Annotated in this window: 17 protein-coding genes; 3 read left to right on the plus strand and 14 right to left on the minus strand. The window is 60.5% G+C overall.

Features of this window, described 5'->3' with window-relative positions; genetic code table 11:
• Positions 1 to 2: 2 nt before the first annotated feature.
• From BM364_RS16620 to BM364_RS16660, 9 genes are all read right to left on the minus strand, one after another.
• On the minus strand, positions 3 to 869 hold the full coding sequence (locus BM364_RS16620) for a CheR family methyltransferase (RefSeq protein ID WP_092426580.1): 867 nt from the start codon (positions 867 to 869) through the stop codon (positions 3 to 5).
• Between the two features lie 66 nt (positions 870 to 935).
• Positions 936 to 1397, minus strand: a complete 462-nt coding sequence (locus tag BM364_RS16625; RefSeq protein ID WP_092426582.1) for a chemotaxis protein CheW — start codon at positions 1395 to 1397, stop codon at positions 936 to 938.
• Positions 1398 to 1409: 12 nt separating this feature from the next.
• Positions 1410 to 3206 carry a methyl-accepting chemotaxis protein gene (locus BM364_RS16630; RefSeq protein WP_092426584.1) on the minus strand — a complete coding sequence of 599 codons (1797 nt, stop codon included), beginning with the start codon at positions 3204 to 3206 and terminating at the stop codon, positions 1410 to 1412.
• Positions 3207 to 3332: 126 nt separating this feature from the next.
• The gene (locus BM364_RS16635) at positions 3333 to 5426 is read right to left on the minus strand and encodes a HAMP domain-containing methyl-accepting chemotaxis protein (RefSeq protein ID WP_092426587.1); all 2094 of its coding nucleotides are present in this window, start codon (positions 5424 to 5426) and stop codon (positions 3333 to 3335) included.
• Positions 5423 to 5920 carry a chemotaxis protein CheW gene (locus BM364_RS16640; RefSeq protein ID WP_244542923.1) on the minus strand — a complete coding sequence of 166 codons (498 nt, stop codon included), beginning with the start codon at positions 5918 to 5920 and terminating at the stop codon, positions 5423 to 5425. Before BM364_RS16640 ends, BM364_RS16635 begins: the two co-directional genes overlap by 4 nt.
• A complete protein-coding gene (locus BM364_RS16645; RefSeq protein ID WP_092426589.1) occupies positions 5917 to 7986 on the minus strand; it encodes a chemotaxis protein CheA in 2070 nt (689 codons plus the stop codon). Before BM364_RS16645 ends, BM364_RS16640 begins: the two co-directional genes overlap by 4 nt.
• Positions 7983 to 8351, minus strand: a complete 369-nt coding sequence (locus BM364_RS16650) for a response regulator (protein WP_092426591.1) — start codon at positions 8349 to 8351, stop codon at positions 7983 to 7985. The genes BM364_RS16645 and BM364_RS16650 overlap by 4 nt, the downstream gene beginning before the upstream one ends.
• Positions 8352 to 8367: 16 nt before the next feature.
• On the minus strand, positions 8368 to 8679 hold the full coding sequence (locus tag BM364_RS16655) for an STAS domain-containing protein (protein WP_092426593.1): 312 nt from the start codon (positions 8677 to 8679) through the stop codon (positions 8368 to 8370).
• Positions 8680 to 9261: 582 nt separating this feature from the next.
• Positions 9262 to 10329: a LacI family transcriptional regulator gene (locus BM364_RS16660; protein ID WP_244542924.1), complete on the minus strand. Its 1068-nt coding sequence runs from the start codon at positions 10327 to 10329 to the stop codon at positions 9262 to 9264.
• A 337-nt stretch (positions 10330 to 10666) separates the two neighbouring features.
• On the opposite strand from BM364_RS16660, the gene BM364_RS16665 reads away from it, so the two are divergent.
• On the plus strand, positions 10667 to 11767 hold the full coding sequence (locus BM364_RS16665) for a Gfo/Idh/MocA family protein (RefSeq protein ID WP_092426595.1): 1101 nt from the start codon (positions 10667 to 10669) through the stop codon (positions 11765 to 11767).
• 182 nt (positions 11768 to 11949) lie between these two features.
• Here BM364_RS16665 and BM364_RS16670 read toward each other — a convergent pair whose 3' ends face one another.
• Genes BM364_RS16670 through hemP form a run of 5 tightly spaced genes read right to left on the minus strand, consistent with a single transcriptional unit; the run spans position 11950 to position 15980 of the window.
• Positions 11950 to 12759, minus strand: coding sequence for a heme ABC transporter ATP-binding protein (locus BM364_RS16670; RefSeq protein WP_092426598.1), 810 nt, complete (start codon positions 12757 to 12759; stop codon positions 11950 to 11952).
• Between the two features lie 4 nt (positions 12760 to 12763).
• Positions 12764 to 13861: a FecCD family ABC transporter permease gene (locus BM364_RS16675; protein WP_244542925.1), complete on the minus strand. Its 1098-nt coding sequence runs from the start codon at positions 13859 to 13861 to the stop codon at positions 12764 to 12766.
• A gap of 10 nt (positions 13862 to 13871) precedes the next feature.
• Positions 13872 to 14747, minus strand: coding sequence for a heme/hemin ABC transporter substrate-binding protein (locus BM364_RS16680; RefSeq protein ID WP_092426600.1), 876 nt, complete (start codon positions 14745 to 14747; stop codon positions 13872 to 13874).
• 10 nt (positions 14748 to 14757) lie between these two features.
• Positions 14758 to 15813, minus strand: coding sequence for a hemin-degrading factor (locus BM364_RS16685; protein ID WP_244542926.1), 1056 nt, complete (start codon positions 15811 to 15813; stop codon positions 14758 to 14760).
• Positions 15814 to 15821: 8 nt separating this feature from the next.
• Positions 15822 to 15980 carry a hemin uptake protein HemP gene (hemP, locus tag BM364_RS16690; RefSeq protein ID WP_092426604.1) on the minus strand — a complete coding sequence of 53 codons (159 nt, stop codon included), beginning with the start codon at positions 15978 to 15980 and terminating at the stop codon, positions 15822 to 15824.
• Positions 15981 to 16175: 195 nt separating this feature from the next.
• Here hemP and BM364_RS16695 point away from each other — a divergent pair, with 195 nt between their 5' ends.
• Both BM364_RS16695 and ytfQ read left to right on the plus strand, forming a co-directional pair.
• Positions 16176 to 18320, plus strand: coding sequence for a TonB-dependent receptor domain-containing protein (locus BM364_RS16695; RefSeq protein WP_092426606.1), 2145 nt, complete (start codon positions 16176 to 16178; stop codon positions 18318 to 18320).
• A gap of 203 nt (positions 18321 to 18523) precedes the next feature.
• Positions 18524 to 19447 carry a galactofuranose ABC transporter, galactofuranose-binding protein YtfQ gene (gene ytfQ, locus BM364_RS16700; RefSeq protein WP_092427226.1) on the plus strand — a complete coding sequence of 308 codons (924 nt, stop codon included), beginning with the start codon at positions 18524 to 18526 and terminating at the stop codon, positions 19445 to 19447.
• The last annotated feature ends 117 nt before the right edge of the window (positions 19448 to 19564 follow it).

The following is a 19564-nucleotide window of genomic DNA, read 5'->3' on the forward strand; positions in this document are numbered from 1 at the left end:
GCTCACACTCGCTGGAACACGGCAGGCGCGACCTGCCGCACGGGTATCGATGTACCGATCATGGACTCGGAATGACCAAGAAGTAGATAACCGCCCGGACGAAGATGCCCCACGAGCCGGTTGATCACCTTGGCCTGGTCCGCCTTGTCGAAATAGATCAGCACATTGCGCAGGAGGATGATGTCGACATCCCGATCGAAGGGGTATTTTTCGTCCATCAGGTTAAGCCGGTGAAACTGCACCAGGCGCCGCAGTTCAGGGACGATCCGCGTATCGGGACGCACACCCGCCTTGCGCGCCCACATCAGATATTTGGCCTGCATGGATTGGGGCACAGGCACGATCTGGTCAGCCGGATAAACCGCGCGAACGCCCTGCGCCAGAACATCGGTGGAGATGTCGGTGCCAAGGATGGAAAAGCGGAACCCGCCGCCTTCCTTGACCATGTCGGCGAGCACCATGGCGCAGGTATAGGCCTCGGCGCCCGTCGAGGAGGCAGCGCTCCAGACCTTGAGCAGTGGATTGCGCTCGCCGGCGCGCCCTTGGAGCAGTTCGGGCACCATCTTCGCGCGCATGAGCTCGAAATGCTCGGGCTCGCGAAAGAAATCGGTCTTGTTGGTCGTGACCACGTTGATCAGATAGGGCAGTTCCTGCTTGAGCCCGTCTTTGCGAAACACATAGTCGCAATAGCTATCAAAGCTGGTCAGCTGCAGCGCACGCAGGCGGCGGCGCAACCTGCCTTCCACCATCAGGCGCTTGGCAGGGGGCAGGCGGATGCCTGCCTCATTGCCGATCAAGGTCGCGATCTTGGCGAAGTCGGCATGGCTGAGATGATCCTCGCCATCGTCTTCGATCTGGAGGGCACGCATTGCTAGAGCCACTCTGGTCTCTCCGGGAGAAGGCCCGCGCAGGACTGCGACGGGCCAGTATCATTGTTACGCAGCCGAGAGGGTTCGAGCCCCCTCGCCCAGGAGCTTGTCGAGGTCGAGCACCGTCACGAAATTGCCGTTGCGCCGGCCGATGCCGAGGATGCAGTGATCCCGCCAGCGTGCATTGACATCGGGCGGCGGATCGAGCGTGTCGCTGTCGAGCACGGTGACCTCGAACACTCGATCTGCCCTCAGTCCAAGCGTCACCGGAGCGTCAGCGCCTTGAACGCAGAGGACCACGATACGGGTTGTCTCCGTGTCGGCGAGGGGCTCCATGCCCAGGGTCAGCCGCAGATCGAGCACCGGCACGCCCTGTCCGCGCACGTCAATGATCCCCAGGAAGTTGTCCGGCGCCCGCGGCAGGCGCGAAATGGGGCGCATGTCGAGGATTTCCTGAACCTTGCTGACGGGAGCGGCATAGATGTCCTCTGCCACCCCCAGGGTCACATATTGATTATGATCGGACATATTACCCCCTTGCTATGCCGAGATGCGGGTGAAGCTGTCGTCCATCTCGTCCGAGCCGCCATCGAGCGACAGATCGAAACCACCCGAATTCGCCTTGGGCCGCTGGGCTGCCTTGTTCATGTGCGGCGAAACGGCAAGGACGGCAGTCTTGATGTCGCGATTGGCTGCCTTCGGCTTGCCGGCGAGCGCGGCGGTCGCATTGCTGGACAGGCGGAAGTAGCTGATGGCTGATTGGAGCTGTTCGGACTGGCTCGCCAGCTCTTCGGCGGTCGCCGACATTTCCTCGGCGGCCGAGGTGTTCTGCTGGGTCACCTTGTCGAGCTGCTGGATCGCGGTGTTGATCTGGGCCGCACCGGCATTCTGTTCGCGGCTGCCGGCCGAGATTTCCTCGACCAGTTCCGCCGTGCGCTGGATATCGGGCACGAGCTTGCCCAGCATCTCACCGGCAGACTGAGCGGCCTTGACCGTTGTACCTGAAAGAGTCGAAATCTCGGCGGCAGCGGCCTGGCTGCGTTCAGCGAGCTTCCGCACTTCGGAAGCCACCACGGCAAAGCCGCGGCCATGTTCGCCGGCTCGGGCTGCTTCCACAGCCGCGTTGAGAGCAAGCAGATCGGTCTGGCGGGCGATTTCCTGGACCACCATGATCTTGTCGGCAATGGTTTCCATGGCGCTGACGGCGTCCGAAACCGCCTTGCCCGAAGCGATGGCGTCGGCAGCGGACTGGCGCGCGATCTTTTCGGTTTGGCTGGCATTGTCGGCCGACTGCTTGATGGTCGCCGCCATTTCTTCCATCGATGCCGAGGCTTCTTCGGTCGAGGAGGCCTGTTCAGTCGCGCCCTGGCTCAGCTGTTCGGCCGTAGCCGACATTTCTTGCGCCCCAGCCGAAACGTTGTTGGCTGAAGAGATCGCGTCAGCGATCACGTCGCGCAGCTTTTCCACCATGCGCTCCAGGGCGATACCCAGCGTGTCCTGATCGGAAAGGCGCTTGGGTTCGACGGTCAGGTCGCCATTGGCGATCTGATCGGCGATCTGGGCGGTGCCGCGCAGATTGCCGGTCATGTTGTTGACGGTTTCAACGACATCGCGGATTTCGTCATTGCTGGTGACCTTGATGGTCTGGTCGAGGTCACCGATGGCAACAGCGTCGATGGCGCGCCGGATGCTGCCAAGGCCACGGCTGACGCCGACTGCGATCCAGATGGCTGCGGCAATGGCCAAGAGAACTGCGAAGGCTGACACGATGGTGGTCATCAGGGATGTGGCGGCATATTGCTCGTTGGTGCTCTCGTCGGCTTCGACCAGCAGATCTTCGGAGTGGTTGACGATCCGGTCGACGACGTCGTCGATCTCAAGAGTGACGTTCCGGGCTTCGCCGGCCGATAGCTGCATTGCTCCGGCATGGTTGCCGGCCTCGACCATGCTCACGAGACGATCTGCCGTTTGGTCGAACCGCTTACCCACCTCGGCTGCTTCTTCCCAGATGTCCTTGTCTTCTGCAGATGCACTTGCCGCACCGGCAGTTTGTGAGTCCCAGAAGTTGGTGCGCGACTGCTGGATCTCGGCGACATATCCGCGGATTTCGGAAGCGTTATTGGCCTGCAGGACAGCCCTTTGGCTGGCCACGCCCTCCCAGATGGAGATGCTCATCTTCTGAGCCATCTTGAGCCGTTCGACCGGTCCATCGATGATCTGAGTGATCTGCTGGTTGAAATTGCCGAGATTGATCATGCCGTAGCCTGCAATTCCGGCCATCATCACGATCAGCAAGCCAAAGGCGGCGGCCAATTTGAGCTTGATAGTTATACGCATAGTCCAGTCCTTGGAATGTCAGCCTCTCCTGGGGCCGAGCGAGAGATCCGCCGCTGATCCGGGGCCACGTGCGACTCCCCTTGGCGCGTCGCCTTGGCGGCGCGCCGTGTGTGTCAGGCGCCTGGGTCAGGCGGCGCCGCGGCGGGAAAACTCGCCATCGAGGTCGTCAGAACCGCCATCGAGGTCGAGATCGAAGCCGCCGGAATTGGCCTTTGCCCGGGCAACGGAGGCGCTGCTCATGTGCGGAGCCGAGGCCATCACGGCCGAGCGCAGGTCGCGCTTGGCAGGCTTCTTGAGCGGCTGGACCGCAAGAGCAGCTGTCGCCGTTGCATCGAGGCGGAAGTAGCTGATGGCGGCCTGAAGCTGTTCGGCCTGGCTTGCCAGTTCCTCGGCAGTCGAGGACATTTCCTCGGCAGCCGACGTGTTCTGCTGGGTCACCTTGTCGAGCTGCTGGATAGCAGTGTTGATCTGGGCTGCACCGGCATTCTGCTCACGGCTTCCGGCCGTGATTTCTTCGACCAGTTCTGCCGTGCGCTGGATGTCGGGCACGAGCTTGCCCAGCATTTCCCCGGCAGACTGGGCTGCCTTGACCGTCGTACCCGATAGGGTCGATATCTCGGCCGCAGCGGCCTGACTTCTTTCGGCAAGTTTGCGCACTTCGGAGGCGACCACGGCAAAGCCGCGGCCATGTTCTCCGGCACGGGCTGCTTCCACAGCCGCGTTCAGCGCCAGAAGATCGGTCTGGCGGGCGATTTCTTGCACGACCATGATCTTTTCGGCGATGGTTTGCATGGCCGAGACGGCATTGTTGACCGCATCGCCCGAAGCGATGGCGTCGGCAGCGGACTGGCGCGCGATCTTTTCGGTCTGCGACGCATTGTCGGCGGACTGCTTGATGGTCGCCGCCATCTCTTCCATCGACGCCGAGGCTTCTTCGGTGGAGGAAGCCTGCTCAGTCGCGCCCTGGCTCAGTTGTTCGGCCGTGGCCGACATTTCCTGGCTACCGGCAGCGACGTTGCGGGTGGCTGCAGTGACTTCCGAGACGACTTCGCGAAGCTTGGCCGTCATGGCGTTGAGCGCCTTGATCAAGTCACCGACTTCATCATCGCCCTTGACGTTTGCGGTCGCATTGAGATCGCCCTTGGCAACGTCGTCAGCAAGGCGAACGGCGGCGGACATGGCCCGCGAGATGGACACCACGATCCATGTGGCAGCGATGGCAGCGATGGCGACCGACGCGATCAGAATCCCGATCAGCAGCATGCGGCTTTGTTCATAAAGCGCGTTCGCGGATTCAACGGATTCGCTGAGCACGAGGTTGTTGCGCTCTACGATGCTGTCGATCAGGCCGCTGATCTGTGTGCGACGGGGCGCGGTCTCATTGGTGTTGATGTTGTTGGCATGATAGCTCGAGCGCTGCATGGCAATTGAATTGCCTGCATTCATTGCTTCGACCATCTCCGACACGTCGGTGCGCACCTGGTTGAACTGGGACAGTTCGGATCCGACCAGGAAGGACCGAAGTTGTTCAAGCTCACTTTGGAGCGCCGCGGACTCGTTCTGGAAATCGGCATACCATTCGTCCTGCTTGGCCGGATCACTCGAGGCGAGAAGAACATTGCGGTGCTGACGGAACACATCGCTGGCCGAGAGCAGCAGATTGCTCGCGGCCTGATAGGCTGAAGCGCCGGAAAGCTCGCCCGAGCTCATGCGATTGGCAACGGTGTCGCGCAAGGCGCCGAGCGAGGTCTCGACAGCGGTCACGGCCGCGCTGCCGCGCGTCGTTGAAAGTTGAAAAGCGTTGAGGTCGCTGTTCTTCATCGTCTCGTCCTGGAGACGTGTCAGCGCCGTGCGATATTCCCCCAGAGTATCGACGATCGTCTGCATGTCGGCATTCGATTGCGGAACACCGAAGGCACCAACCAGCCCTTGGGCGGTTGCCGTAATGCTGGCAAGGCGTTCGTCCATGGAGGACCGCACCTGGCGCAGTGTTTCCATATCGGTGTCGATGATCATGCGCCGTGCGTCATTGGCCATCGTGACCATGTCACTCTTGAGATTGAGCACCTGTGTGGATCGGCTGACTGGACCATTGACGATCCGGCTCATCTCTTCATTGAGCGATCCCAAATTGCCCAGTGCCATGAACATGCTGGCGCCCGAGAGGGCAACAACCGTGGTAAACACGGCCGCCAGTTTGGTTTTGATAGTCAGTCTCACGAGGCAGGCCTTTCTTCTGAATTTGCCGCGGACGCGCTTCTGCCGCCCGAAGTTTCGAAAATCCGTTCCATGTCTGGAATGATGATGAAGCCGCCATTGCGCTTGCCGATGCCCTTGACGAATTCGGGGCGCCAGCGCATGCCGACCTTGGGTGCTTCCTCGATCGAGGCGGACTCGATTTCGGTTACGTCGTGGACCTTGTCGGCAAGAATGCCGGCAATGGTGGGTTCGCCATCGATGTCGACTTCCATCACGACGATGCGCGTGTCTTCATCGGGCTCGGGCCGGTGCATGCCGAACATCACCCGCAGGTCGGCAAGGGGCACGACGCGGCCGCGCACATTGATCAGCCCGCCCACAAAGTCGGGTGCGCTGGGGACTTCGGTGATGGCTACGAGATCAAGGATTTCTCGGACGCGGCTGGCTTCAACGGCAAAGAGTTCGTCTTCGAGCCGGATGGTCAGCGCGGTCATGGACGCTTCAGTCGCGCTCATGCGGCCCTCCCCACATTGCGTTCGACATAGGATTGTCCTGAAGCCACCAGATGCGCGGTATCGAGGATCAGCGCTACGGAACCGTCACCGAGAATGGTGGCGCCCGAAAAGGACTTGATGCCCGAGTGGAGCTTGGAGAGCTGCTTGATGACGGTCTGGTTGTTGCCGATGATCTGATCGACCACGAGCCCGACACGGCCTTCGCCCGAGGAAACGATCACCACCTTCTGGTGCGCCTCGCCCTCGCCCTTAAGCCCGAACACCTGGCGCAGGCGCAGATAAGGCACGAGGCTGCCACGGATATCGAGGAAGTTGCGGCCCTTGGCGTGAGCTTCAATGCCGTCGGGGAGCTCGACACATTCTTCGACCGCCGCGAGCGGGATCGTGTAGCGGCCATCGCCGACGCGCACCAGCATGCCATCGATGATGGCAAGGGTCAGCGGCAGGCGCAGGGTGAAGGTCGAGCCCTCGCCTTGCGTGGTCGTCACATCGATCGTGCCGCGCAGGCCATCGATCGTGCGCTTGACGACGTCCATACCCACGCCACGGCCAGACAGCGCCGTCACTTCCTTGGCAGTCGAAAAACCAGGCGCAAAGATCAGGTGATTGAGTTCCTGCTCGGTGAGCTTGGCATCGGGCAGGATCAGGCCGTTTTCTTCGGCCTTGGCGCGGATGCGCTCATGGTTGAGACCAGCACCGTCATCGATAACCGAAATGGCGACTTCGGCGCCCGAATAAACCGCCGAGAGACGTACCGTCCCTTTGGCGTCCTTGCCGGCAGCCAGGCGCTTTTCGGCGCTTTCGAGACCATGATCGACCGAATTGCGGATCAGGTGCACCAATGGATCGGCGAGGCGCTCGATGACCGTCTTGTCCAGCTCGGTTTCTTCGCCTGTAGTGATGAACTCGATCTGTTTGCCCAACTCGGTGGACAGATCGTGCACAAGGCGCCGGAAGCGCGAGAAGATTGTGCCGATCGGCACCATGCGGATGCCCATCGTCGTGTCTCGCAGGCCCGAAGACAGGCGCTCGAGTTCCTCGGCAATGGTTTTGAGCGCAATGTCGCTGGAACTGGCCGCAATCTGGCTCAGGCGCGCCTGGGCAATCACCAGTTCGCCGACCCGGTCCATAAGCTCGTCGAGCCGTTCGGCAGGCACGCGCAAGGAGGTCGCCGCCGGCTTTTCCTCGGCCTTCTCCGCAGGCTTGGTACGCTTGGGCGCCACCTTGACAATGGGCGCTTCAACGGGAGCGGCGCTCTCGGGCACGAATGGAGCCTCGGGCATGGCATCGTCCGCAGCAAGGTCGATGACAAGGCCGGCAGCAGCGGCGGGCTCCCGAGGCAGCGGAGCGAGAGTGAGTTCCATGTTGTCGCGCAGGAACAGAAACACGTCGTCAATCGCGGCAGTGGGGTCTTCCGCCTCGATATCGACTTGCCAACCCAGATAGCTGACTTCAGGGTCGAAGATGTCGAAGTCGGGAATGCGATCGGTCAGCGCGAGAACGGTTGCCGGTCCGATCTGCTTGAGTTCTTCAAGCAGCAGAAGCGGATTGGTGCCGTAGATGAGGGCATCGGATGGCAGATAGAAGGTCAGGCGCCAGTTTTTGACGGCTGCTGAACCCACCGGCGCGGCAATAGAAGACGCTGCCGTTTCGGCGGCCGAAGGCACGGCAGGTGCGGCCGTGCCGGTCTCACCCACGCCATCCACGATAGCGCGAAGCGCAACAAGGATTTCCGCACCTCCTGCGATATCGGCATCGGGGTTCTCGATCAGCAGGGTGATGTGGTCCTTGGCGTCGAGCGCCACCCCGATCAAGGCTGCATTCGCTTCGCTCTGGCCTTTGCGCACCCGGTCGAAGGCGGTTTCGAAGTCGTGGACGAATTCAGCCACCGCCGTGAAGCCAAACATCGCGCCCGACCCCTTGATTGTATGGAGGGCCCGGAAGGTGGAGTTGATGAGATCGGAATTGGAGGGGTCCTGCTCGAGATCGAGCAGCCCGGCTTCAAGCTGATCGAGCAGCTCGCGCGCCTCCTGGCGAAAGGTTTCGGTGGGGTCGGAGATATTCATGCCCCTGTGACCTTCTTGATCACGGCCAGCAGTTGATCCTGCTTGAAGGGCTTGACGATCCAGCCGGTGGCGCCCGCTTCCTTGGCCTGGCGCTTGAGTTCCTCGTCGGACTCGGTGGTCAGAAGGATGATCGGGATGCCCTTGCTCGAAGGATGCTGGCGATACTTGCGAATGAATTCGATGCCGTTGAGCACCGGCATATTGAGGTCGGTGATGACGGCATGAACCGTGTTGGTGGTCGCTTTTTCGTAGCCGTCCTCGCCATTGACCGCTTCGATGACGTCGAGGCCGGCTGAAGAAAGGGTCATGGCAACCATTTGGCGGATGGAAGCGGAGTCGTCGATTGTCAGGATTGTCTTGGTCATGCCGCGTCCCTTGGCGTTACTGAGATTGGGTCCAAAAGCCTGCTTCAGGCTGTGCAGGGTCGAGAAAGCCGGCGTCCTTGAGGACCGCTTGCAGCTTTTCTCCCGGTGCTCCGGCGAGCGTGAACGACTTGCCCTGCGCCGCAGCCTTGCTGCGCGCCGCCAGGATCGTCTGGATAGTGGTGACGTCGGCCTGTACGATGCCGCTCGTATCGAGAGCTATGCCGGCTTGCTCGGCCAACGCGGTCTTGAAGCGTTGCTGAACATCGGCAGCTGCCTTGACGGACGCATCGCCGGACAAAAAGAGCGTGAAGGTGCTGGGCCCGGTCATGACGACGACCGGGTCGAAGAGAGGATCTGCAATGTCATAATGCGCTCGGGCCTGGGTAGTTAACAACCGATAAACGGTACGAAGTAATCAGGGGGCTCGCGAACCCGTCCGAATAGTCGTCTGACGATGTTTGCGGCCGTATTCCCATCCGGCCTTGCCCTAGATTTGCCATATATGACTTAACCGTTGGTTACGGCAGCAAGACCTTCGGAGCCATTTACTGACTCAGGTTAGTATACGCTTGCTGTTAACTTGCCCTACTCGAGATGAAACAAGTGCTTTAGATTCAGAGTCGAAGGTGAAACGACAAGAGTCGCGCGCCTTAGACTCACGCTCGATTCTGAATCAAGCTCAAGAAGAGCGCGTTCGATTCACTTTGGTGATTTCTGCCGCGCCAGGTAAGACAGCCGGATTTTGCTGGCCCGATTGCGCAAGCTGCAATCTGCACGGCAGGATTACTGCAAAGGCGCTAACGGGTTTTTGGATTGACGCAGGTGCGGCAGTACGCAGAACCGCGGGGTAGCAGCGTAGTTCCCACAAATGATGCAGTAAGGGAACCAATCCGCCGATGCGACAGACGGCTCAAGCAGCAGGATGGCTGGACTGCTGGTCTTTGATCCAGGCAAAGCGCGGCACGGCGATGTGGTGCAGGCCTTCAGACTCACCGGCGATACGGCGCAAGAGGATTTGCCCCAACATGCGCCCGGCACCGCTGAAATCTTCCGGAACTGTTTCGGCATCGGGCTGGAATTGCATGAACATCGAGGTCGACTGCTTGGTCAAGACATGCGCCTTGTTGCTCAAGCCAGCCTCGCTGAGCCCGCCGAGGATAGCGAGCGCGGAAACTTCTGAAGCACAAACATATCCATCGGGCGCATCTGGGCGTCGCGCGCGCTTGATCACGTAGTTTCGAATGGCATCGGTCGGGCTACCGAGATTGACGTCCGAAGCAAACTCGAAGCCGATCCCGGCCTCGCGTGCTGCGCGTTGCATGCCGGACTTGAGGTGATCGGTATAGGTCAGCGCGCTATCGGGCAGAACGATCGAGACCTTGCGGCAGCCTTTCGCAGCAAGGCGCAGCGTTGCCTCATATGCATAGGACTCGTTGTCGAAATCGACAAAAGGGTGAGGCTCAGGCCAGTGCGAGCGACCGTGACTGACAAAGGGAAAGTCATTATCGAGCAGAAAGCGGATGCGCTCGTCGAAGGTCTCGGCCTTGGAAAAGATGACGCCATCCGCCATGCGGTTGCGCACGATGTGCTTGACCGGTTCGATCGGTTGTACGTTACGAAACAGGGGCGTGATCACGAGGTGATAGGCCGTGTCCCGCAGGGCCTCGGTGATCCCGGTCACGAGCGCGGTGCCGAAGCCATAGATCTGCTCATCCGGTTCGAGAACCAGGGCGATCACATTGGTGCGTCCAGTCTTCAGACGAAGCGCTGCGCGGTCAGGTAGATAACCGATTTCGGCAGCAATCCGCTGCACGCGGTCACGGGTATCCTGGGCCAGTTCGGGCGCATTATTGAGCGCGCGCGAAATGGTGGTGACCGCAAGTCCTGTCATCTGAGCAATGGTCTTGAGCGTCGGCTTGCCGGAAGGCTTTACGCCGCGCTTGCTGCGCCCGGCGGACGGCAAGTCGTCTTGCGACACAGAAATATCCTCTCATCCGCCCGTTTCCCGGCGTCGTTAGAAGCATGAAGATGATCAGATTGGCGTGCGTAGATCAAGCAAAAGCCGACAGCTCACGACGGCAGCCCACCGCGAGTTACGCACATTCAACATCTCGGTCCAATGCCAGAGAAGATGGGCAGCAAAAAACCTCGATTGAGGTACGTATGTCAATCTCTAACCAACATTATCCCGGCAGCCTCGGAATTGACGTTGAAGACGGCGAAGGCGTCGTGGCAAACCTAGGCAAGAGGATGTCGGAGGCAACTTCGACAAGCCCGCGGCACCCGCTGGGCTGCGGCAGCACAGGGAGAAGAGAATGCGCAAAGTTGGTATTGGTATCGTCGGGCTCGGCAATATCTCGGCGGCCTATCTCAAGGCCGCAGCGGGATTTCCCGTGCTCGACATAAGAGCCGTGGCCGATCTCAACCCTGCGGCTGCGCAAGCGCGCGCTGCCGAGTTCGACGTCAAAGCCGTCAGCATGGATGCGCTCTTTGTCGATCCTGAAATCGAAATCATCCTCAACCTCACCATTCCCAAAGCCCATGTGGATGTAGGCATGCGGGCAATCGAAGCGGGCAAGCACGTCTATTCGGAAAAGCCGCTCGGGATCGTTTTCGCCGAAGGCAAGAAGCTGATCGATGCCGCGCGAGGGCGCAATCTGCGGGTCGGTTCCGCGCCGGATACCTTTCTCGGCGGCGCACACCAGACAGCCCGCCGCATCGTGGACGAAGGCGAGCTCGGCCAGGCAATCGGCGGCACCGCCTATTTCATGTGTCCGGGACACGAACGCTGGCATCCCAATCCCGCCTTCTATTACGAAGCCGGGGGCGGACCCATGCTCGACATGGGCCCCTATTACATAACCGATCTCGTCAATCTGCTCGGCCCCGTCGCGCGCGTTTCCGGCATAGCGACAATGCTGCGCAATACTCGCACGATTACCTCCAGGGACCGCAATGGCGAGATCATTCCGGTGCATGTTCCGACACATGTGTCGGGCACTCTCGTCTTTGCCAACGGCGCTGTGGTTCAGATCTCGATGAGTTTCGATGTGGCTGGTCACAAGCATGTGCCGCTCGAAATCTATGGCACAGAAGCCACCCTGATCGTGCCCGATCCCAATAATTTCGGCGGCCAGGTGGAGCTTCTGAAAAAGGGCGGCGAGTGGGCCAATGTGGAGACCGATCAGCCCTATGCCGATGGAAACTATCGCTCGATCGGGTTGGCTGACATGGCCCACGCAATCGCCGAAGGCCGCCCGCACCGGGCAAATGGTGATCTGGCGCTGCATGTGCTCGAAGTGATGGAAGCGTTCGAGACCTCTTCGAGGAGCGGTCAGGTGGTGGAGATCACAACGCCGGTGACGCGCCCGGCGCCGCTCGCGACATCGATCGTTGATGGAAAGCTGGGGCGGTAGCTCCATCTCTTAGGGGCACCAGAGATCGGGCCCCTGCAGCTCTCGTCAGATCCAGCCCTCCTGATGGTGAGGCGCTTTGCCCTCAAAGATTTTGAAGCGCGGGTGCGCGGTCAATGCCAGTGGCACGCACCCGTCTTTAGAGGCCGCTTCGAGGCATCTTGGCTTGGGGCGTTATCAAAGCCTCAAGCAACCTCAGATGCAGCGCCGGCACGCACCGAGTGCGGCAAAACAAACGAGCCTTTTTGCGGCGCTATACCGACCCGCAGCGGCACGTCGAACACGGTTTCGAGCACCTTATCCGTCAGCACCGCTTCAGGCCGGCCTCTCGCCACAACCTTTCCCTTGCGCAAAGCGATGATGGCATCGGCATAAAGCGCGGTGAGGTTGAGGTCATGGAGCACCGCTATGACACCGCCACCGCTGCGGGCAAAGCGCTGCGCCACATCCATGATCATAAGCTGGTGCTTGATATCGAGGCTGGACACCGGTTCGTCGAGGAAAAGATATCTGGGCACGCCCTCGACGACTGGCTGCCACACCTGGCAGAGCACGCGCGCCAACTGCACGCGCTGCTGCTCGCCCCCCGAGAGTTCACCATAAAAGCGCCCACCGAACCCTGTGAGGTCGACCCGCGCCAAGGCTTCGTCGGGCAAGGTTTGCAGGTGCTGGCGCGCGACGCCCGGACGTCCCGCGGTGAGCCCCATGGCGACGACTTCGCGAACGGTGAATGGAAAAGGCAGGTTGCTCGATTGCGGCAGGACTGCGCGGAGCACCGAAAGTTCCATTGGGGTCATGGAAGCTATGTCCCGGCCATCGAGGCTGATCTTTCCGGAGTAGGCATAGTCCCTGCACAGGGCCTTGAGCAGCGTCGATTTACCAGATCCGTTGGGTCCCACGATCGCTGTCAATTGCCCAGCCGGCGCTTCCAGCGAAACGTCTTGAAGGATCGTCCGGCCATTGACGGCTACTTCCAGTTTATCGATCGTGATCATGGGCTCACCAGGCAAAGGCACTGCGCCGATGCAGCAGGATCCAGAGAAAGAACGGCCCGCCGAAAGCGGCGGTGACGATGCCGATCGGCAGCTCCGCCGGCGCGACGATGGTGCGGCTCAAGGCGTCGCAAAGAAGCAGGAACGTTGCTCCAAGCAGGGCGCTGGCGGGCAGCAGATAGCGATGGTCGGGCCCGATGACGAGACGCAACAGGTGTGGCACGACGATACCGACGAAACCGATGCCGCCGCTGACGGCCACAGAGGCTCCCGTGGCAGCAGCAACCGAGAGAATGGTCAAGCGCTTGAAGCGTTGGACAGGCACGCCGAGATGGGATGCCGTTGCTTCCCCAAGGGTCATTGCGTTCAAGCCCCGGGCAAGAAAGGCTGCTGCGGCAAGCGCGCAGATGATGATCGGTCCAGCGGCAGCCACCTTGATCCAGTTGGCGCCGGCCAGAGAGCCCATGCCCCAGAAGGTCAGGTCACGCAGCTGATTATCACTGGCGACATAGGTCAGTAGGCCAGAAAAGGCGCCCGCTAGAGCCCCGATAGCAATTCCGGCGAGCAACATTGTGGCTATGGCAGTTTGGCCGCCGCGGGTGGCCACACGATAAAGGATCGTGGTGATGACAAGCCCCCCGCAAAACGCCGCAGCAGGTAGAGCCCATATACCCAGCGCAGACGTGAACGGCGCGAGAGCCGTGCCGCCCAGAACGATGATGACGATCGCACCGAGGGCCGAGCCACTCGACACCCCGACGAGGCCGGGATCAGCAAGCGGATTGCGGAAGAGCCCCTGCATCAAAAGGCCTGACACGGCAAGGCCTGATCCAATCAGCACGCCCAGTACCATGCGCGGCATGCGGATATTGAGAATGACAGCGGAATCGCGCAGCAGCGCCGCATCGTCTGCTGGCACGAAGCCGAGCCAAGCGCCGATGAGATTGAGCGCAGAAGCACCCGAAGCGCCGGTGGTGACGGAAAGAGCCATTGCTGCAACAAGCGCAAGGGCGAGCGCAAAGACAGCAAGGCGGCCGAGGTGGCTGCGATCGCCCTCCGGTCGAGCCGGCACGCCGATGCTGTGCAGGATCATGGTACTTGTCATCTTCGACTCGTCACTGCGGCGCAGGGCCGTAAAGAAGATCGGACAGCTCGCTTGCAGCTTCCGCGGTGCGCGGGCCAAAGCCGAGAAGATAAGCCCCATCCATGCGATAGATCGCCCTGCTCTGTCCGGCCGGCGTTAGCGCAATTGCCGGATGCTCCAGAAGATCCGCCTCGGTCGCACCGTGATCGCCACCGCGATCCATCAGCAAGATGGCATCGGGCGCGGCAACAGTGATCGCTTCTTCGGAAAGCGGGCGATAGCCTTCGAATTCGGTAATGGCGTTTTCGGCACCGGCGAGCGCGATGATGCCGTTGGCGGCCGTGCCGGTGCCCGACGCCTGGATCTGACCACCTTGGTTGGAGAGGATGAAAAGCACCCGCTTGGGTGCAACAACTGCATCGGTACGAGCATCGAGAGCGGCGAAATCGGCTTCAAGCCGCAAGGTGAGTTGCTCAGCCTCGTCTTCCAAGCCCAGTGCCTGGCCGACGGCGCGGACCTTATCCAAGACACCTTGAGCCGAATAGGATTCGGGAACGGTCTGGTAATCCACACCAGCATGGGAAAGCACTTCGAGTGCTTCTGGCGGACCGCTCCCCTCTATCACGAGGAGCCCAGTGGGATTGACCGACAGCACCCCTTCGGGGGCCAGTGCACGCATATATCCGACATCGGGCAGCCCTAGGGCTGCCTCGGGATAGAGCGCGGTCTGGTCGCGCGCCACCAGCATTGTTTCGCCACCCAAGGCATAGACGATCTCGGTCAGCGAGCCACCAATGGAGACGAGGCGAGACGGATCAGGAAACTGGTGCAGTTCCTCGGACCATGCCGGCGCAGCGGCCATCGCGGTGGCAATGAAAAAGGCGGCAACGGAAGCAAAAGTGCGCATATCAGCCCCTTCAAGCAGCGTTGGAGGTGGAAAACAGCGGCAATTGCTCGACCACGGAACGCCATTCGCTCCGCTCGTCCTGGCCCTCGTGACGCTTGCCGAAGAACTGGATGATCAATTCGCGGTTTTCGTCATAGAGCTCGACGGAGGTGACGTGGCCGTCCTTGGTCGGCTTCCGCACGGCCCAAGCCGCTGCGATATGGTCGAGACGCAGATGCAGGTGGAATGTCTCGTCCATGACGTTGAGCCAGGGCCCCATGGGACTGACATTGGTGATCGGGCCCGAGTGAATCTGAATGCAGCCTTCATTGCCGGCAAAGACCATGATCGGCAGGTCGGTGCCTGCAACCTTACCGAACATGGCTTCGACCGCAGTGTGGTCGAGTTGCCAGGCATAATCGGCGCCGACGGTCTCAAGGGCATGGAGCCGCTCGAAATTGAGCTTTTTAAGCAGGCCAAAAAACTGATGCGTATCGGTCATCGCCGACCAGGCATCACGCAGGGCTTCGATGCTCGCCGGAGCCTCCGTCGGTGCGGATTTTTCGTATGGGGTAACCTCGAGCGTGTCGAACTGCTCATCGAGGCGGAGGGATGCAACAAGCGCAGTCCAGGCTTCGATGTCAGTTGCAGGACGGGCATGAACCTTATGGACGGCATTGCCTGCGCGATCGAAGAACTGCAGCGAGCGCTTGACCGACCCATCTTCTGCGGTCTTTTCGAGCGCAAAGCCATGGACCCAGCGGCTCGGAAAGATCCGCAGGTCGATCTGGTCGCCCAGAACGATCGAGGCATGCTTGTTGATCGACACGCCCTCATAAGGACCGATTTTTTCGTGGACCGCGCTTTCGTTGCGCGTCAAAGCCATGACTTCGCCGACGCCGGTCAAGCCGTTGAGAACCGCGCCGACATCGCTTGAAATGCGGATGGCGGTCCGCCCTACCTCGGCTGCAACGAGCTGCGCTTCGGCAATGGAATGGATGCGAGCGAAATCGCGCTCGCGCATCTGCGGATGCAATGCCCTCAAAGTGCGGATGTCTTGGGCTGTTTTAGCGACGGTCTTGGTCACGAGGGGGCCTATTTTGTGAGAATGAGCTTGTTCTGCCGGGTGACCCGCAGACGATAGATCGCGCCTTGATGCTCGATCAGTATCTCCGTGCGCCCTGACAGGATGTCGTCGCTGCTGACGATCTTCTCCCCAAGGCTCAACGGCGATGACTCCAGCGATCCAGGCATATCTTATCCATATGAGTCAGTGCTTTACGACACAGAAACGAGGTGACGCGGCGGAAGAATTAAACTTGACTCACATAGCCATATTAATTTATCCACGCAATAGGTGATTGAAAGAGTCTTGTTTCTTTCGACCGGCAAGCCAGCCACGATGCCAGCCAGCCAGATACCAAGAAAAAGAATTTACTGGAGACGAAAATGGGGCTGGTCAGGTCACGCGCGGCCGCGCTTTTGGGCGGGGTCGCGCTGGCGATTGTCGCGCAGCAGGGTGCTCAAGCGCAAAATGTCAACGCGACCAATATTACGATTTTGGAGCGTCTGGTCATCGGGGCCGGGACGCCCAAGATCGCCATCGACACGCCGCAGGCGGTCACGGTCATCAACCAGGCCGATATCGATCAGCTGCAGGCGGCGACAACCGGCGAGCTGTTTGCCAACGTGCCCGGCGTTACGGTAGTCGGCAGCCAGCGCCAGTTCGGTGAGGCCTTCAATATCCGCGGCATCGGCACGACCGAAAACTCGTCCGATGGATCGCGCGTCATCATCAATATCGATGGCACGCCCAAGTTCAACGAGCAGTACCGCATGGGCTCATTCTTCTCCGATCCCGAACTTTATAAGCAGGTGGAAGTGCTGCGTGGGCCGGCCTCCTCAACCCTTTATGGCGCTGGTGCTCTGGGCGGCGTGATTAATTTTACCACCAAGGACGCCTCGGACTTCATCCGGGACGGACAAACCGGCGCCCTCCGCGTCAAGGGCGGGTTCGACAGCAATGGCAGCGGCACGCTCACCTCGGCCGTACTGGCCCAGCAGGTCACCGATACGTTCGAAGTGCTGGCGGCCGGCAACTGGCGCCGCCGGGATGACGTCACCCAGGCCAACGGCAATGTTTTGGATGGCTCGGACTTCAATACCCTATCTGGCCTGATCAAGGGCACCGCCCATTTCGGCGACAATGACGAGCAGAAGCTGAGCGTGTCCTACCAGCGCTGGCAGAGCACGGCCGATGATCAGGCCTATGCACAGACCGGCACCAACGCCGTCTTTGGCGTGATTGATCGTGAAGTCATCGACCAGACCGCCGTTCTCGTTTGGGAAAATCCGGCAACCGACAATCCTTGGGTCGATCTCAACGTACGCCTGAGCTACTCGGACACGACCAACGACCAGACCAATCATCGCGCCGTGCTTGGTGGTCCGCCAACCGTCGTCGGCGCCGTCGTGCCGGGCGTTGGCCGCATCGAGCCCGACAATATCCTTCTCGACACGCGCTATGGTTACAAGACCTTCCAGCTCAGCGCCGACAACACTGTCGAGTGGATTACCGACGATTTCGAGAACTACCTGACGTTCGGCGCTCAAGGGTCGACCCAGGAACGCTCCGTCGTGCGTCCGGACAATGCCGGACCGCTGCCCGCGCACCCGCAGGGCACCGAAAACAAGCTCGGCATCTTTGCCCAAAACGAGCTCAACTGGGATCGCCTGACGGTGATCGCAGGTGCTCGCGGCGATTTCCATTGGGTCAATTCGACAACCGGCGCGCCCGATATCGATGGCGCTGCCTTCTCTCCCAAAATCGCAGCGCATTACGAAGTAACAGAGAATTTCGGTGTCTTTGCTTCGCTCGCTCACACCGAGCGCCTGCCCACGATCGACGAATTGTATTCGGTCGCAGCAGCCGGTCCGCGCGGCGCTGCCAAGGGCACGAGCCTCGGGCTCGAAAAGGAAAGCGCCAATACGATCGAAGGCGGCTTCTCGCTTTCGGGCAATGACCTGATCGCCTCGGGCGACAGCGCCGCGCTCAAGACCACTGCCTTTTACAGCGACCTGACCAATCTGATTGCCTCGAACACCGCTTCTCCTCCGGGCGGCCCGGTCGTTCCCTATTACGGCAATATCGGCAAGGCGCAGATCTACGGCATCGAGGTGGAAGCCTCCTATGACAGCGAACTGCTGTTTGCCAGCCTCGCTTATGGCCTGACGATCGGCGACGACCTGGTCAGGAACACACCGCTGACCACCGTGCCGCAGAACAAGCTTGCTCTGACCATGGGCGTGCGCAACATCGAATACAATTTCGATGTCGGGGCTCGCCTGACCCTGGCTGACGAGGGCCGCTATGTGGTTGCCGCCGGGCCTTTCGGTGCCGATGGCCCCGCAGAGGGCTATGCCACGGTCGATCTGTTTGCATCTTGGAAGCCGGACACCGGCCCACTGGCCGGCACCGAATTGCAGCTCGGGATCGACAATCTGTTCGACACCGATTTCCGTCAGAACCTTTCCATCGACCGCTCGACTGGGCGAACGTTCAAGGTCACGCTGGCCAAGCAATTCGACTGGTAACTCTTTTCAATAGCGAAGGTTTTTGCAGCGGCGACCCTTATGGGTCGCCGTTTTCGTTCCGGCTTCGAAGCCTCTTTACATATAATAGTACTTTATATAGCGTCGCTCTATCGCCTGAAGCGAAAACGCCGGGCGGTCATTTGGGAGGATTCATCGTGAGCATCATTACCAAGCTTGCCCTTGCGGCAGGCCTCGCTACCGCCTTGTCCACTGCTGGCTTTGCCCAGGACATTTCCGGCAAGGTCATCGGCTTTTCGCAGATTGGCTCGGAGTCTGGTTGGCGCGCGGCCGAAACGGCTGTGACCCGTCAGCAGGCCGAAGAACGCGGCGTCGACCTCAAGTTTGCCGACGCGCAGCAGAAGCAGGAAAACCAGATCAAGGCCATTCGCGGTTTTATCGCGCAGGGCGTTGACGCCATTCTCGTCGCGCCCGTCGTGGCAACGGGCTGGGATGACGTTTTGGCCGAAGCCAATGAAGCTGAAATCCCCGTCGTTCTGCTCGACCGTGGCGTCGATGCGCCCGAAGATCTCTATCTGACCTCGGTTGCCTCCGATCAGGTCGAAGAAGGCCGTGTCGCCGGCCAGTGGCTGGTCGACAATGTGGGCGATACAGACTGCAATGTCGTCGAACTGCAGGGTACCGTGGGCTCGACCCCAGCCATAAATCGCAAGCAGGGCTTCGAGGAGGCCATTGCCGGCCATGACAACATCACCATTTCCCAGAGCCAGACGGGCGACTTCACCCGTGCCAAGGGCAAGGAAGTGATGGAAGCCTTCCTCAAATCCTCCAATGGCGGCGCCGATATCTGTGCGGTCTATGCGCATAATGACGACATGGCCGTGGGCGCGATCCAGGCCATCAAGGACGCCGGTCTCAAGCCCGGCACCGACATCAAGGTCGTTTCGATCGACGCCGTGCCCGATATCTTTACGGCCATCGCAGCCGGTGAAGCCAATGCCACGGTGGAATTGACACCGAACATGGCTGGTCCTGCATTCGATGCCCTGGCTGCCTATTGGGCCAACGGCACGGAACCGGAAAAGTTTATCATCACCGAATCCAAGCTCTACACGGCCGAAAATGATCCCGCAGGCGAATACGACCGCCGCAAGGGTCTTGGGTACTAAGAGCCTTAAGGTTCAAGACGCGTAGTTTCCGAACTCCGTCACCACCCGGCTTGCCCGGGTGGTCCACCGGGGGGCAGTGGGTTTTCCCGGACAAGCCGGGCAATGATGGGGTGGAAG

The sequence above is a fragment of the Devosia crocina genome (assembly GCF_900116545.1).
In the GTDB taxonomy this organism is placed as follows: domain Bacteria; phylum Pseudomonadota; class Alphaproteobacteria; order Rhizobiales; family Devosiaceae; genus Devosia; species Devosia crocina.